This is a genomic window from Gordonia bronchialis DSM 43247, from assembly GCF_000024785.1.
In the GTDB taxonomy this organism is placed as follows: Bacteria; Actinomycetota; Actinomycetes; order Mycobacteriales; family Mycobacteriaceae; genus Gordonia; species Gordonia bronchialis.
The window spans coordinates 3,993,881-4,011,793 of record NC_013441.1; the positions used below are offsets into that span (position 1 = coordinate 3,993,881).

The 17,913-nt window shown below is 67.3% G+C and carries 1 protein-coding gene (running past both ends of the window); it reads right to left on the bottom strand.

This entire window lies inside a single protein-coding gene on the bottom strand: locus tag GBRO_RS18555, encoding a non-ribosomal peptide synthase/polyketide synthase (protein ID WP_041919974.1). The 33,762-nt coding sequence extends 14,432 nt beyond the window's left edge and 1,417 nt beyond its right edge, so the window shows coding positions 1,418-19,330 (codon 473, partial, through codon 6,444, partial); reading right to left, the first codon wholly in view occupies positions 17,909-17,911. The start codon and the stop codon both lie outside this window.

Sequence of the window (17,913 nt, forward strand, 5' to 3'; positions counted from 1 at the left end):
GCAGCGAGATGTCCGCGGTCGCTGTGTCGGGCGAGCCGGCCACGGTTCGCAGGATCGCCTCGAGCGCGCCGACGAGGACCTCGGCCTGCTCATCCGAGAATGCCGCGGGCTGGTATTTGAGTTTGAGCTCGAATCCACGGTCGGTGGGAGTTGTCAGCAGTGTCAACGGGTAGTGCGTCGCGTCACGTGCCTGCACGTCGGCCAGCACGACGCTGCCCGGCATGTCGACGCTCGAGAGCGAATCGTTGTCGACGGGATAGGACTCGTGAACGGTCAGGGTGTCGAAGAGCACCGATACTCCGGCGGCCGCCATGATCTCGGGCAGTCCCAGATGCTGGTGGTCGAGCACCGATACCTTGGCCGAGGCGAGCGTCTCCAGGACTTCGCCGATCGTGGCCTTCGGATCGACGTCGACGACAACGGGCAAGGTGTTGATGAACAGGCCGACCATCGCATCGACGCCGTCGAGGTCTGGGGGCCGGCCTGAGACGGTCTCGCCGAAGGCCACGACCTGGTTCCCGGTCAGCCGGGACAACAACACCGACCACGCGAACTGCATGATCACCGAGACGGTGACCCCACGGGCACGTGCAGTGTCCTCGATCGCCGTCGACAGTCCCCGGTCCAGGATGACCGCACGATCGCGGGGTAGGTATTCGGTCGTCGCCTCGAGGTCCGAGGACACCAGGGTCGGTCCCTCGAGCGGTGCCAGCAGCTCACGCCAGGCGGCCTCGCTGTCCGCATCGTCGGACACCGACGGAAGCGAGAGGTAGTCGGCGAAGTCGTTGCCCGAGGTGTTGATTCGTCCGGTGTAGGTATCACCGGTCGCGTACAGGGCCAACAGATCCGCGATCACCAGGGGTGAGGACCAGCCGTCGATGAGGATGTGGTGGCTCGTGACAACGAGCCGGACCCCGGCGTCGGTGCGGACCACGACGAACCGGATCAGCGGCGGCGCGCTCAGGTCGAAGGGGTCGACCCGCGCAGCGTCTGCGATCCCCGCGACACGTTCGGCGACAAGCTCATCGGCCAGACCCGTGAAATCGACTACTTCCCAGCCGATCTCGCCCCCCGGCGGCACCACCGCCACAACGCTGCCACTCGGCACCCGGACGAAGCCCGATCGCAGGACACGATGATGCTCGAGCAACCCTTGTGCCGCGCGGTGCAGGCGCGCGATGTCGACGTCACCGTCCAGTTTCAGCACAGCTTGCGCGACATATACATCCACTGCCGAGTCGACGCCGGCGACCAGTTCGGACTGGAAGACGAAGCCGCGCTGCAGTGGTGAGAGCGGCCACACAGCCGCACCCGGATACCGCTGCGCGAGCACGTCGAGGTCTTGTTGGGTGACCTCGACTCCCACCACATCGGATGGCGACAGGCCCGGATCGTCCACTGCGTCCACATGGTCGACGATCGCGGACAACTCATCGGTCCAACGGCGCGCGAGGTCGGCGATCTCCGGTGCTGCGAACAGCGCACTCGGGAAACCGAAGACGGCCGAGAATCGGCGGCCGGTCTCATCGAGAACGGTACCGACGTTCACGGTCAACAGGTTGGACGCGACCATCGCCCCGCGCACCGTGCCCGGGAGCCGGGGCGCATCCACGGCCGGGAGGAGGTCGCCAACCGACTCGTCACCTGTGACATTGCCGAGGTAGTTGAAGCTCACCGTCGGAAGCGGTCGTGCCGCGAGTTCGGGACTTCCGCCGAATCGTAAGAGCCCATACCCGATGCCGTTGTCGGGCACGCTGACTCGTTCTTCCTTCGCGGCCTTGACCGCATGTGCGACGTCATCGGACGGATCGACGGCGACCGGCGCGATCGTGGTGAACCAGCCGACGGTCCGCGACAGGTCGGCCCGTACCGGCTCTCGGCCGGCGGCGAGTACATCTTCGTAACGGCCGTGGCCCTCGACGAGGATCGACACCGGCGCATCGTCGATGATGCCGCGCGCATGCTGCCACCCCCGGACCGCCCGGGCGAGCGCTGCCACCAGCGGATCGTTCACCGCACCGCCGAAGGCGGCAGGCACACGGGTGAGGATCGCCTCGGTGATGTCGGCCGGTATCTCCTCGACGACCGTCACCTCGGTGTGCGCGCGATCGCGGAACCGGTCGAATTCCACGCCGAGATCGGTGGCCCTCGAGCGTTCGAGCCAATAGTCGACCTCGGCCGCGTGGTCCTGCGTTCGGGCGGCCAACGCGGTCGCCCACGCGCGCATCGACGTCGCCTCTGGCCGGAGCGAATACGGCTGTCCGGCAACGTGTTGAGCCCACGCGGTGACCATGTCCTCGACCACGGCACGCCAGGACACCGCGTCGACGACCAGGTGGTGGATGACCAACACGACGCGCGCCGGCCCGTCGGCGTCGTGGACGAGCACCGCCTCGACGTTGCGCCCGACGGCGGGATCGAGTCGTCCCGACGCCTGCTCGAAGGCACCGATCAGGTCCGCGGTGAAGTTCTCATCACCCGCACGGTGGCCGGATCTGGTCTCGGCCACTCCGGCGTTCCCGGCGCCGGTCCGCAGCACCCAGCCGGCATCGACGGAGGTGAGGGCCGCGCTGAGCATCGGGTGAATCGCGACCACCGCTGCCAGGATGTCCCCGAGCGTCTCGACCCTCAGCGCGGAGGGCGCGACGAGGACCACCGACTGCGAGAAGTCCGCGAAATCACCGGCTCTGTCACTCAGTTCGAGCATCCACGACATGATCGGCGTCAGCGGGACCCGCCCGGCATCGCCGTCCGGCTCGGCGAGATCGGCGAGGCGGTGGTCGGAATTCACAGCGGCAGCAGCAATCGAGCGAATCGTCTTGTGCTCGAATATCTCTCGTGGGGTCAGCGTGATCCCGGCAGCCTTCGCCCCGGATGCCAGCTGGATCGACATGATCGAGTCGCCACCGAGGGTGAAGAACGACTCGGTCACGCTCACCCGCTCGACCCCCAGGAGACCGCCGACGATCGCCGCCAGCTGTGCCTCCGCGTCGGTGCGCGGTGGTTCGTAGTCGGCCGACACACCGACTTCCGGGGCGGGCAGCGCTCGCCGATCGAGCTTGCCCACCGGTGTCAACGGCAGTGAATCGAGTTCGGTCAGACTCGCCGGAACCATGTACTCCGGTAGACGATCGACGAGCGAGGCCCGCAGTTCGGCCATCTCGATCGCCTCGGTGAGCACCACGTAGCCCGCAAGCCCGGAGATCACCGACTCACCGGACTCCACCAGCCCACCGTCGGCGCGAATGCCGACCACGACAGCTGATTTCACCGCCGGATGGTCGGTCAGGGCGCTCTCGATCTCGCCGAGTTCGATGCGCAGCCCGCGCAACTTGACCTGATCGTCGCTACGGCCCGAGTACTCAAGGACGGGTTGACCGGTAGCATCCTGCCGCCACCGGACGATGTCGCCGGTCCGATACATGCGGGCACCCGCGGCTCCGAACGGGGTCGCGACAAACCGGTCCGCGGTCAGCCCAGGCCGATCCAGGTAACCACGGGACAGGGCACTCCCGAGCACATACAACTCACCCGGTACTCCCACCGGCACGGGCCGGAGCCGGTGGTCCAGGATCACCACACCGACACCGGCGATGGGCCCGCCCAGGGTCACTGCCTCCCCCACCACCATGGGGGTGCCGATGGCGATACCGATGGTGGTCTCGGTCGGGCCGTACAGGTTCTGGATGCGACGGAACGGTGCCCACTGATCCTTGAGCGCCTGCGGGACGGCCTCGCCACCGGCGTAGACCACGCGCAGTGCGGGAAGCGCCGCCGCATCGAGGGTGGCCAGCACGGTCGGCGTCAAGAAGGTGTGCGTCACCGCCTGGCGCATCATGTAATCCGAGAGCACCTCTCCACCGACGGCATCCGAGGGCCGATACACGAGCACACCACCGGTGATGGTGGCAAGGAGATACTCCAGCACCGACGCGTCGAAGCTCGGCGAGGCGAAGCCCAGTACCCGTGAATACTCGTCGGCGCCGGAGCGTCGCATCTCCTCGGTCGCGAAATTCGCGAGGCCACTGTGCGTGACGGCGACGCCCTTCGGCCGGCCGGTCGACCCGGACGTGTAGATCACGTAGGCCGTGTTGTCGATCCGGGCCTGCCGCAGTGGCTCATCGGCGCTGAGCGGAGCATCGGAGTATGTTGCGATCTCGGCGGCGACGGCATCGTCGTCGAGTCGCAGCCATCCGAACCCGTGCTCGGGCAGATCTCCCGCGTCCGTGATCGATACCCCGAGAACCGCGCGAGAGTCCTCGACCATCGTCGCGACTCGCTCGGGCGGATAGTCGGGGTCGATCGGCACGTATCCGGCACCGGTCTTGGCGACGGCCCAGATGGCGGTGAGCAATCGGGCAGAGCGCCCGATGGCCAGCGCAACCAGGTCCTCGGTGCCGATGCCCCGCCGGATGAGCCAGCGCGCCAGCCGATTCGAGCGTGCGTCGAGTTCGCTGTAGGTGAGCACCTCGCCGCTGGAGTCGATGACCGCCTGCCGCATCCCATGCCGGCGTGCGGCGGCCGCGAACAGATCGGCGAGCAGCACCGGCGCGGCACCCGGTCCGCCGGTGACGACGGCCTTGGCCAATTCTTCGTCCGCCACCCGGCCCGGCGCCGCGGGCTCGGCCTGCACCGGCGGCGACGTCACTGCGAGAGCGGAGATGTCGACGGCGTCGTCGAGCGTGATGTCGCCGACCGTGATGTCGGCGTCGGCGACGACGCTGTCCAGCACACACACGAATCGCTCGGACATGGTGCGAATCGTGGTCTCGTCGAAGAGGTCGGTGGCGTAGATGATCGAACCGCGCCAGACGCCGGAATCTGCGGGGACGATGTTGACCAGAAGATCGACGCGCGCCGGAACCGTCTCGGGCACAACCGGACTCACTTGTAGTCCGGCCACCTCACCGGTGGTGAGTTTTGCCCCGGCCAGTTCGGGGACCGTCGTCTGGTCGAAGGTCAGCCACACCTGCGACAGTGGGGCGAAAGCAGCCGAGCGCGTGGCGCCGAGGGCTTCGACGATCGTCTCGAACGCGACATCGGCGTTGCCGAAGGCATCGAGGTCGACGGCCTTGGCGTCGTCGAGCACCTCCGCGAAGGACCGGTCGGCGTCGACGCGGGTGCGCAGCACCAACGTGTTGACGAACATCCCGATCAGCGGATCGAGCACGGGCTGGCCACGACCGGCGATGGGGGTTCCGATCGCGATGTCGTCCCCCGCGGTGAGGCGGGACAGCAGCACGGCCAGCACCGCGTGGACGACCATGAAGTTCGTCGCACTCGCCCGCTGCGCGAGTGCCCCGATCCCGGTGGCTGTATCGACGGGGATCTCGAAATCCACCTGTGCGCCGCGTTGGCTGGCGACGGCTGGGCGAGGCCGGTCGGTCGGTAGATCGATGACCTCGGGCAGCCCGGCCAGCTGCTCGGTCCAGTAGGCGAGCTGGCGGCCCACGATGGAATCCGGGTCGTCGACGCTACCGAGGACACGGTGCTGCCACAACGCGAAGTCGGCGAATTGCACTCGCAGCGGCTCGAGTTCGGGAGCTCGACCGTCTCGACGATCCTCATATGCGGTGACGAGATCGCTGATCAGCGGCGCCATCGACTCGCCGTCGGAGGCGATGTGTTGGGTGACGACGGCGACAATGTGTTCATCGGGGGCCGCTTCCCAGAGTCGAACTCGGATCGGATACTCGGCGGTCACGTCGAAACCGGTCTCGACGGCTCCAGCGATGGCCGCTTGCGAGCCGACGATTTGCCAGTCGACGTCGGCCCCGTCGGCCGCGGCGATCTCCTGCTGCGGTTGTCCGTCCGTCGCGGGGAATCGCGTGCGCAGAATCTCGTGACGCCTGATCAGATCGACAACCGCTGCGCGTAACGCCGGGACGTCCAACGGGCCGGAAAGCCGCAGCACGATCGGGATGTTGTAGGCCGCCGATTCGGTGTTCACCTGGTTGACAAACCACATCCGCTGCTGTGCAAAGGACAATGGGATTCGATCCGGACGAGGATCCACTGCCGTGATCGGCGGACGAGTGGCGTCGCCGCTCTCGACCGCTGCGAGTTCTCGGACCGACGGGTGGGCAAAGACGTCACGCACGCCGATCTCGCGGCCGAGCACTTCTCCGGCACGCGCCACCACTCGCATGGCTGACAGTGAGTTGCCGCCGAGGTCGAAGAAGCTGTCGGTGACACTGATCTCGTCGATGCCGAGAACGTCGGCAAACGCGGCGGCAAGGCTGCGCTCCACTTCTGATGCGGCAGCGACGAATTCGTCGGACCCGAACTGCGGCTCGGGTAGCGCCTTGCGGTCGAGTTTGCCGGCCGAATTGAGGGTGACGTCGTCGACGGGCACCCACACCGACGGCACCATGTACACCGGCAACGCCTGGGCGGCAGCACGCTTGATCTCGTCGATGTCGACGGTTGACGGACTCACATACCCCACCAGATGCTGGCCACCGGCGGGTGCATCGAGTACGGCGGCGGCCGCATGGACCACACCGGGCGCCGCGGCGAGGACCGACTCGATCTCGCCGAGCTCGATCCGCTGACCACGCAACTTGACCTGGAAGTCGGTGCGGCCCAGATACTCCAGGACGCCATCCCGGCGTCGGCGAACCAGATCGCCGGAACGGTACAGCCGAGATCCCGGCGGGGCGCCGGCAACGCCGACGAACGGGTTGGCCACGAATCGCTCGGCGGTCAGATCGGCGCGCGCGGCGTAACCGCGTGCCAACTGCACACCGCCGAGATACAGTTCTCCGGCAACGCCGTCGGGCACCCTCTGCAGTCGCGAGTCGAGAACGATGGCACTCGAATTCCACACCGGCACACCGATGGGCACGGCCGACTCGCTGGTCGCAACCTCCCCGATCTGCTCGTAGGTGATCTCCACCGCCGCCTCGGTCGGACCGTAGAGGTTGAAGAACAGCACATCGGGCAACGCCACACGCAACTGTGCCGCCACCGCCGGCGGTAACGCCTCTCCGGTCGTCGAGACGATCCGCACCGAGGACAGCTCCGAGATCCGCTGCGGTCCGACGACATCACCGAACACCGACAGCATCGACGGCACGAAATGGACCATCGTGGTCTGCGTGCGTTCGATCTCGTCGGCCACCACACCCGGGTCGAGATGCCCATCGGCCGGCAGCACCGCGATCCGGGCGCCCACCATCAGCGGCGCGAACAATTCCGGCACCGATACGTCAAAGGTGTACGGCGTCTTGAGCATCACGGTGTCGGTGCCGTCGATCGGCAGGTGCTCGATACCCCACCACAATCGGTTCACCACTGCGTGGTGCGGCAGGGTCACTCCCTTGGGGCGACCGGTGGAACCCGAGGTGAACAACGTGTAGACCGCATTGTCGGGAGACAGTGGCGCACGTCGGTCCGCTGCGCCGACAAGGGTTTCGGCGCCGTCGGATGGGAGGTCCGAACTCGCATCGACGACGACGATCGCGACGCCGCGTTCATCGGCGGCGGCCGCCAGTTCGGCCACCTCGGCACGATCGGTCACCAGCAGCAGCGTGACCGCCGCGGTGTCCAGCATGTATCCGGCGCGTTCGGCGGGTGCGGAGACATCGACCGGCACGTACTGCCCACCTGCGGCGACCACCGCGTGGATCGCCACCACCATCTCCACAGATCGCGGAACAGCGACGGCCACAGCGGTTTCCGGTCCCACTCCGTGAGCGATCAGGGAGCGCGCCAGACCACTGACCCGCGTACCGAATTCGCGATAGGTCACTGTGCGACCAGAAGACTCGAGGGCGGGCGCATCCGGGGTCGCGAGGATCTGCCGTGCGACCGCGTCCCACACGGTGTCCCCGGACGTGAGTTCGACGAGATGTCCGGATTCCCGTTCGGCTGCCGCCCGGGCCTCCTCCGTCGACACCAACGAGACATCACCGACGGCCTTGGCCGGGTCGGCGGTCAGCGCGTCGAGGACGGCGACGAAACGTTCCATCATCGTCGCGACCGTCGAACCCTCGAACAGGTCGGTCTCGAAGATCACCGAACCCGCCCACGCCTCACCGGGGGGCGCTGTGGACACGGTGATGTAGAGATCCAGCTGCGCGGGAACGTCTTCCGGGTGCACCGGGGATACGTGGAGCCCGGCCACGGAAGTGTCCACGGAAGACGCGGATGCGCCCGGATCAAAGGACAACAGCACCTGCGCCAACGGCGCGAAAGCCTCCGAGCGCACCGGATTCAGTGCTTCGACGACGGTCTCGAACGGCACGTCCGCGTGCGCGAAGGCCTCGACGTCCACCGCCCGAACCTGGTCGAGCAATGCCGAGAAGGGCGTCCCGGAAGCGACATCGGTGCGTAGCACCAGCGTGTTGACGAACATGCCCACCATCGGGTCGAGCACAGTCTGACCGCGTCCGGCCACCGGTGTCGCGATCGCAATGTCATGCGTCGACGACAGTCTCGCCAGCAGTGTCGCCAACGCGGCATGAACCACCATGAACGGTGTCACGCCCACGGATTGCGCAAGCTCGGCGATCCGGCCCGAGACGGGCGCCGGCACAGCGAATTCCACTGACCTGCCGCGGTGCGACGCCATCGTCCGTCGCGGACGATCGGCCGGCAACTCGAGGACGTCGGGCAGGCCGGCCAACTGCCGGACCCAATAGTCGAGCTGTTGGCCGACCACCGAATCCGGATCGTCGGGCGAGCCCAGCACCCGGCTCTGCCACAACGCGTAATCGGCGTACTGAACCTCGAGGGGCCGAAACTCGGGCGATCTGCCGGCACTGCGTGCGAGATAGGCGGCGAGCAGATCCGTGATCATCGGTAGGGTCGACTCGCCGTCGGCCGCGATGTGATGGGTGATCACGGCGAGCACGTGTTGGTCCCCATCGCCGCAGAGCAGCACCCGCAACGGCCATTCACGCGAGATGTCGAACCCGACCATCAGTCCCGCGAGGACGTCCTCCTCGGACTCCACTACCTGCCAGATGCCGCGTTCGTCGAACTCAGATGAGGGACCGATGAGCTGTTGCGGCAGCCCGTCGACGGCCGGGAACACGGTCCGGAGGATCTCGTGACGCTCGACGACGTCGCGCACCGCTGCCCGTAACGCCGACTCGTCGAGCTGTCCGGTGAGCCTGAGGACCGCGGGCAGGTTGTACACCGGTGACCGCGGTTCGAATTGGTTGATGAACCACATTCGGCCCTGTGCGAAGGACAGTGGGATTCGATCCGGACGGGGCGCCACCGCGGCGATCGGCTCGAGGCCCGATTCATGGGAGCGTCCGGCCAGGGCGATGGCCAGACCTCGGACGGTCGGAGACTCGAAGATCTCGCGCACGCCGAGGTCGACGGCAAGCGCCTGCGACACGCGGGCATTGACCCGTGTCGCCGACAGCGAGTTGCCGCCCAGGTCAAAGAAGCTGTCGGTCACCGAGATACGTTCCACGCCGAGCACATCGGCGAAGACGCCGGCGATCACATACTCGACCTCCGATTCCGGTGCGACGTACTCACCGGCCGAGAACTCGGGCGCCGGAAGGGCATTTCGGTCCAGCTTGCCTGCGGAATTGAGCGGTGCCTCATCGAGCACCATCCACACCGACGGTCGCATGTACTCCGGCAGTGACTGCGCCACTGATGATTTGACCTCAGCCAGGTCGATGCCTGCAGCACCGCCCGAGCCCGACCCCGCCACGTAGGCCACCAGGTGCTGGCCACCGTCGGGTGCCGAGGACACCGTCGCCGAGGCGTGCACCACGCCGGGCGCATCCACCAGCGCGGCTTCGATTTCGCCCAGTTCGATGCGCTGCCCGCGGAGCTTGACCTGGAAGTCGGTGCGTCCAAGATATTCGATCTCACCGGAGATGTTCCACCGCACCAGATCACCCGTGCGGTAGAGCCGCGAACCCGCCGGCACACCGTCGAAGCCGGCATAGGGGTTGGCTACGAAGCGCTCTGCGGTCAGGTCGGGGCGGGCAGCGTATCCGCGGGCGAGCTGGATGCCACCGACGTAGAGTTCACCCGCGATTCCGGGTGCCGTCGGGCGCAACTGTGCGTCAAGGACATGCGCCGACGAATTCCACACCGGGACGCCGATGGGAACGACGTCGAGGTCGCGGATCTGTTGCGCGATCTCGGTGGCGGCGGCGCGCGGGTCGGCACCGCTGGCGCCGGAATCGAGCCGCGCATAGGTGATCTCGACCGCAGCCTCGGTCGGGCCGTAGAGATTGTAGAAAAGAGCCTGCGGGAAAGCCGAGAGAGCGTCGGCCGCCAGCGCGGGCGGCAACGCCTCGCCGGTAGTGGAGACGATGCGGACCGAATCCAGGCGCGCGAGCCGTTCGGAGCCGACGACCTCCAGGAACACGGCGAGCATCGAAGGGACGAAATGCACCATGGTGGCGCGATGTTCGGCGATCAGGTCGGCCATGTACAGCGGGTCGAGATGCCCGTCCGGTTCGGCCACGAGCAATCGTGACCCGCGGATCAGTGGTCCGAAGATCTCCGCGACCGAGCAGTCGAAGGTGAACGGTGTCTTGAGCACCACGAGGTCGTCGGGCCCGATGGGCAGTTCATCCAGACCCCACCGCAGTCGGTTGACGACGGCGTCGTGGGGCAGGCTGACACCCTTCGGACGACCGGTCGAGCCCGAGGTGAAAATCGTGTAGGCACAGTGAGACGGCCGCAACGGGGCCCGACGTTCCTCGTCGGTGATCGGCGGCGTCGACCCGTCGACCGGGGACGTGGCATCCACCCCGATCACCCGGGCATCGGTGACAGCGACCGCGTCGGGGACGGGCAGCGTTTCATCCACCAGGATCACGTCCGCACCGGCCGTCGAAAGCATGTACTCGACGCGCTCGGTGGGCGCGGACGGATCGACCGGGACGTACTGACCGCCCGCGGCCAGCACCGCATGGATCGCCACCATCATCTCGACGGACCGCGGGATACACACGGCGACAGCCACGTCCGGGCCCACACCGGCCGCGATCAGTTGACGACCGAGCAGCGCGACCCGCGCACCGAACTCACGGTAGGTGATGGTGCGGTCGCCGGAGATCAACGCGGTCCGCTCGGGCGTGCGGAGTACCTGTTCGCTGACCAGCGCGGCAAGGTGTTGCCGGGTGACCTCAACCGTCTGCCCCGTCGACCAGGTCTGCACGGAGTGTCGATCGACCTCGTCCACAGCGGAGAGCTCTGCGGTGGCGATGTCGACGTCTGCCACAGCACCCCGGATGATCGTCTCAAGCACCCGGAGGAAGACCGCGACCTGTGCGTCGTCGAAGGCGGCAGGCAGGTATTTGAGCTTGATCTCGATGCCGTCGGCCGTGGGGGCGGTGAACATCGACAGGGGGTAGTGCGTGGCGTCGCGGGCGGTCACGTCGGTCACGGCCAGCCCACCGGTCAGTCCGGGGTCTCGTCCCGACAGTGCGTCGGTGTCGACCGGGTAGGACTCGTGAATGGTCAACGTGTCGAACAGGATTCCGGAGCCGGTGAGCGCGATGAGTTCGGGGAGGCCGACATGCTGGTGGTCGAGAACGGAAACCTTGGTCGCCTGGATTCGGTCGAGTACCTCGCCGACGGACGCCAGCGGGTCGACGTCCACCACCGCGGGGAGCGTGTTGATGAACAAGCCCACCATCGCGTCGGCGCCCTCGAGATCGGCCGGGCGGCCCGACACCGTCTCGCCGAACGCGACGATCCGGTTGCCGGTCAGTCGCGACAGCAACACCGCCCAGGCGAACTGCAGGATCACCGACACCGTCACACCGCGCGTACGAGCCAGTTCCTCGATCGCGGCGCTCAACTGTGGATCGAGTAGCGTCGCGTGGTCGCGCGGTAGCGACGCCGTGGTCGCCTCGAGACCGGAGGACACCAGCGTCGGCCCCTCGAGCGGCGCGAGAACCTGACTCCAGGCCGCTGTTGCAGCTTCCCTGTCCGCCTTCTCGAGGTGGGTGAGGAAATCCTCGAAATCGTTGCCGGAGGTGTTGATCCGGCCGGTGTAGGTCTCACCGCCGGCGTACAGGGCGAGCAGGTCGGCGATGACCAGGGGTGATGACCAGCCGTCGATGAGGATGTGGTGGGTGGTGACCACCAGCCGGACGTCGGAGTCCGTGCGCACCGCGACGAACCGGATCAGCGGTGGCACCGCGAGATCGAATCGCTCGACCCGCTGTTCGTCGGCGAGATCGGATAGTCGTTGCGCCACAGAGTCTGTGTCGACGCCGGTCAGGTCGACCTCGGTCCAGCCGACCCGGACCTCGGGTGGGACGACCGCCACCACGGCTCCGCGGCTGGTCCGCACGAAGCCCGATCTCAGGACGCGATGATGATCGAGCAGCGATTGCGCAGCGTCGTGGAGGCGATCGAGATCGACCTCGCCGGCGAGACTGAGAACGGCCTGCGCGACATAGACGTCGACGGTGTCGTCGAGTCCGGAAGCCAGTTCGGCCTGAAAGGCGAAGCCTCGCTGGAGTGGCGAGAGCGGCCACACCGCCGCGCCCGGGTACCGATGTGCCAGAGTGTCCAGGTCGTCCTGCGTGATGTCCACCCCGCCGACATCCGACGGGGATAACCCCGGGTCACCGACATCGGCGACGTGGGCGGCGATCGCGTCAAGTTCGGCGCTCCAGCGTCGCGCCAGATCGGCGATGTCATCGGTGGCGAAAAGTGCCCGCGGAAAAGAGAACTCGGCAGAGAATCGCCTTCCCCGCTCGGTGCGCAGGGTGCTGACGTTGACCACCAGGACGTTGGGGGCCACCATGGCCCCGCGCACGGTCCCGGGCAGCCGGGGAGCCTCAGGTATCGGCAGGAATTCACCGCTGGAATCGCCGCCGCCGGCGATATTGCCGAGATAGTTGAAGCTGATGGGTGGGAGCGGCCGGTCCATCAGCGCACTCCCGGCGGCGCCGAACCGCAGGAGTCCGAACCCGATTCCGTTGTCCGGCTGACCGATGCGCTCTTCTTTTGCCGACTTGACCGCGTGCTCCACGTCGACCCCCGGGTCCACGGACACCGGCGCGATCGTGGTGAACCAGCCCACCGTGCGCGAGATGTCGGCACGCGCGGGGTCATCTCCGGCGGCGAGGACCTCCTCGTAGCGACCATGACCCTCGACCAGGACCGACACCGGTGCGTCGTCGACGATGTCGAGATGTCGCTGCCAGGACCGCACCGCGCGGGCGAGCGCAGCCAGCAGCGGGTCGTTGACGGTACCGCCGAACGCTTCCGGGACGACCGTCAGGATTGCTTCGGTGACGCTTTCCCGGACGGTTTCGACAACCGTCTCCACGGTCGCTTCCCTATCCCTGCCCCTGTCGATCACCGCGCCCAGATCGGTTGTGCGGCGGGGCAACCGGTCCAACCAGTAATCCACCTCGGCCGCACGATCGACGATCTGGCGATCCAGCGCCGCCGCCCACGCGCGCATCGAGGTCGACTCGGGCCGCAACGACAACGGATGCCCGGCACGATGCTGGGCCCACGCCGAGGCGAGGTCTTCGATGATCGCCCGCCACGACACGGCGTCGACGACCACATGGTGGATGACCAGGACGACACATCCCGTGCCGGAGCGGTCGCGGGCCAGAACGGCCTGGACCATCTGTCCGGCCGCGGGATCGAGGCGGGTCGATGCCTGTTCGAAGGCTCCGATCAGGTCTGCGTCGAAGCCGCTGTCGCCCAGCTCATGGACGGACTGGATCTCGGTCACCACACATGCATCGCGGCCGGGCGTGGCACCGACGTCGAGGTGTCCGTTCCCGCCGTCGACACTCAGCACGGAGCCGAGCATCGGATGCACCTCGACGAGCTTCGCCAGCAGTTCGGCGAGGGTGCCCGCGGTCAACTCGTCGGGTGCGCGCAGGACCAGTGACTGCGAGAAGTCGGCGAAATCCGCTGCCGTGTCCCCGAGTTCGAGCATCCAGGACATGATGGGCGTCGGTGCCATCGGTCCGGCGCCCCCGCCGACCGGCTCGGCGAGTTGCGGCAATCCCGCGGAACCCCTGGTCGCGGCATTCGCCATCGCACGGATGGTCTTGTGTTCGAAGATCTCTCGGGGGGTGAGCGGGATATCGGCCGATCGGGCCGCGGATGCCAGCTGTATCGACATGATGGAATCGCCGCCGAGTGCGAAGAACGATTCGGTGACGCTCACCTGGTCGACACCGAGCAGGGCCGCGACGATGCCGGCGAGCTTCTCCTCGGCGGCCGACCGTGGCGCGTCGTAAGCGTCGACGACGATCGGTGCCGGTGCCGGGAGAGCGCGCCGATCCAGTTTCCCGACGGGCGTCAGCGGCAATGAGTCGAGGACCGTCACCGTGGCCGGGATCATGTACAGCGGAAGATGTTCGGCCAGGGCGTCACGCACGGCCGACGGCTCCACCGGCTCATTGACGACCACATATCCGGCGAGCGCGGAGATCACCGACTCACCGGATTCGACCACCTGACCGTCCGCGTGGACGCCCACCACGATGGCGGTGTCCACCCCGGGATACGCGGCCAACGCCGCCTCGATCTCACCGAGTTCGATCCGCAGACCGCGCAGCTTCACCTGGTCGTCGCTGCGACCGCCGTAAGTCAGTGTGAGACCGCCGGTCTCGGTCGATGCCCAGCGGACGACGTCGCCCGTGCGGTACATACGTTCCCCCGGGGCGCCGTACGGGTCGGCGATGAACCTCTCCGCGGTCAGACCCGGACGGTCGAGATAGGCGCGCGACAGACCGACGCCGGTGACATAGAGCTCGCCGCGGACTCCGACCGGGACGGGGCGTAGCCGGGCGTCGAGAACGGCGAGGCCGACGCCCGCCAGCGGCCCACCAAGCGTGACGGGCCTGCCCTGTGCCATCGGCGGGCTGATCGTGATACCGATCGTCGTCTCGGTCGGACCGTACAGGTTCTGAATTCGAACATGCGGTGCCCAAGAGTCTTTGAGCGATTCACCCACCGCCTCACCACCGGCGTAGACGACGCGGAGCGCAGGCAGATGGGCGGGGTCCAGCGACGCGAGAACGGTCGGCGTGAGAAAGGTGTGGGTCACGGCGTGCTTGCGCATGATCGCCTGCAGTTCCTCACCACCGATCGCCGCCGCCGAGCGGTAGACCAGCGTGCCGCCGACGGTGAACGCCAGCAGATACTCCAGAACCGACGCGTCGAAACTCGGAGACGCGAACCCGAGGACGATCGCATCGGGTCCGGCATCCGCGCGGCGGACCTCTTCGACCGCGAAGTTGCGCAGGCCGCGGTGGGTGACCGCCACGCCCTTCGGTCGGCCGGTGGATCCCGAGGTGTAGATGACATAGGCCACGTTGTCCACGCGAACCACGCCCAGCCGATCGGCGGCGGTCACGGTGATCGGCGGTTGCGCGTCCACATCCGCGCGGACGGTGTCGTCATCGAGCGCGATCCACTCGAAGGAGCCGGGTAACCGGTCGGTCAGCCCGGATGTAGTGTGTGCCCCGGCGATCGTGAGGCCCAGGCTTGCCCCGGAATCCTCGATCATGCTGGTGACACGCTCGGCTGGATAGTCCGGGTCGACCGGGACATAGGCGCCGCCGGTCTTGGCAACCGCCCAGATCGCGGTCATCAGGTCGGTGGAACGAGGAAGCGCCAGCGCGACGAGCGTCTCGGGACCCACACCTCGGCCGATGAGGTAGTGCGCCAACCGGTCCGATGCCTCATCCAGTTCGCGGTAGGTGAGTGTCCGCGAACCCGACACGACCGCCGGATGATCCGGACGAACCGTCGCGGCGTCGACGAAGATGTCGGCCAGGAGCGCGGGTTCCGCGGCCCGCCCAGAGGTCACCGGTACGAGGCCGGCCGACTCCTCCCCGATCATCAGCGAGACGTCGCCGACCGGCCGGACGGTGTCGAGAGTGAGTTCGTCGAGTAGTTGGACGAATCTGGCCATGAACAGCGCGACGGTGTCGGCATCGAAGAGATCCGTCGCGAATTCGACTGACCCGGACCAGTTCTCGCCGGCATCCCCGCTGTGTACGACGATGGTCAGGTCGACCCGGGCGGCGACCTCCGGCGGATCGAGCGTTTCGAAGGACACCCCATCGATGACCGCACGGTCCGGCCGGGCCGAGGCAGCCGGATCGAAGGAGAGTAGGACTTGGGCAAGCGGGGCGAATGCCTCCGACCGGGTCGGCGCGAGCTCGTCCACGACGACTTCGAACGGCACATCGGCGTGCGCGAAGGCATCGAGGTCGGTTTGCCGGATCTGGGCGAGCAGGTCATCGAAGGACCGGCCGGTGTCCACCACCGTGCGCAGCACGAGCGTGTTGACGAACATGCCGATGAGATGATCCAGTACCGCCTGACCGCGACCCGCGATCGGCGTACCGATGGTGATGTCGTCGGTGGACGACAGCCGGGCGAGAAGGACAGCGAGGGCGGCGTGGGTGACCATGAACGGCGTCGTGTCGCTGTCGCGTGCGACGGTGACGATTCGGTCCCCGGTGTGCGCGGGAATCTCGAATGTGATCCGATCGCCGCGATGGGACGCCACATTCGGACGCGGACGATCGGTCGGCAGGTTGAGCAGATCGGGTGAACCGGCCAACTGGTCCCGCCAGTAGGCCAGCTGCCTGCCGATCACCGACTCGGCGTCGCGTGCCGAGCCGAGAACGGCGTGCTGCCAGATCGCGTAGTCGGCGATCTGAACCGGGAGTGGCTCGAAGTCGGGTGCACGGTTGGCGGTGCGCGCCGAGTAGGCGGTCAAGATATCACCGACCAGCGGCAGCATCGACTCACCATCGGCGGCGATGTGGTGGACGATCAGCGCGAATCCGAATTCTGGTGCCTGCGTTGACCATCGGTCCGACGGAACCGGCCAGATCCGTGCGCGCAGCGGCCACCGGGCCGCCACGTCGAAACCGCGGACCGCAGCCGCGAGCAAATCGGCCTCACTGTCCACCTGATCCCAATCCAGTTCCTGTGCAACCGAATCCGGGCTCGAGATGACCTGCACCGGCGCACCCTCGACCGAGCGGAACACGGTACGGAGGACCTCGTGCCGGGCGACGACGTCACCGACCGCGGCGCGCAACGCCGCGATGTCCAGTTCACCGCTCAGCCGCAACAGGGCCGGGAGATTGTAGGTGGGGTCCGTCGGATCGAACTGGTTGATGAACCACATGCGGGTCTGCGCAAAGGACAGCGGGATGTGCTCCGGCCGCGGGTCGGCCGCCACGATGGGCGGCAGGCCGGGAGCCACGTGCCCGGCACGCTCGGCCAGGGTTCGCACGGTCGGCGCGTCGAACAGATCGCGCAGGTTGAGTTCCACGCCCAGTTCGTCACACGCCCGCCCCACGATGCGAGCGGCCAGCAGCGAGTTCCCGCCAACGTCGAAGACCGACTCGACGACGCTGATCCGTTCCAGACCCAACACGTCGCAGAACACGTGGGCGAGGATTCGTTCGGTATCCGTTGCGGGCTCGACGAACTCGGTGGTCGCGCTGATAACCGGCTGCGGCAAGGCTTTTCGATCCAGCTTGCCGTTGACGTTGAGCGGCAGCTGCTCGAGTGTGACGATGATGTCCGGCACCATGTAGTCGGGCACCTTGGTGGCCGCCGTCCGGCGGATGTCCGCCGGATCGAGTTCGGTACCGTCAGACCGCTTGCCGACGACGTAGCCGACGAGCTGATCGGGAAAACCGGGCCGGGACTTGATCGCGGCGGCAGCCGCGTCGACGCCGTCGGCCGCGAGCAGCCCGGCCTCCACCTCGCCGAGTTCGATACGGAATCCGCGCAGCTTGACCTGTGCGTCGGCGCGGCCCAGGAACTCCAGTGCACCGTTGCGCACGATCGCGAGGTCGCCGGACTGATACATCCGGTCCCCCGGTGGGCCGAACGGATCGGCCACGAAACGCGTTGCGTTGAGCGCAAACCGGCCTGCATACCCGCGGGCGAGCTGGTCACCGG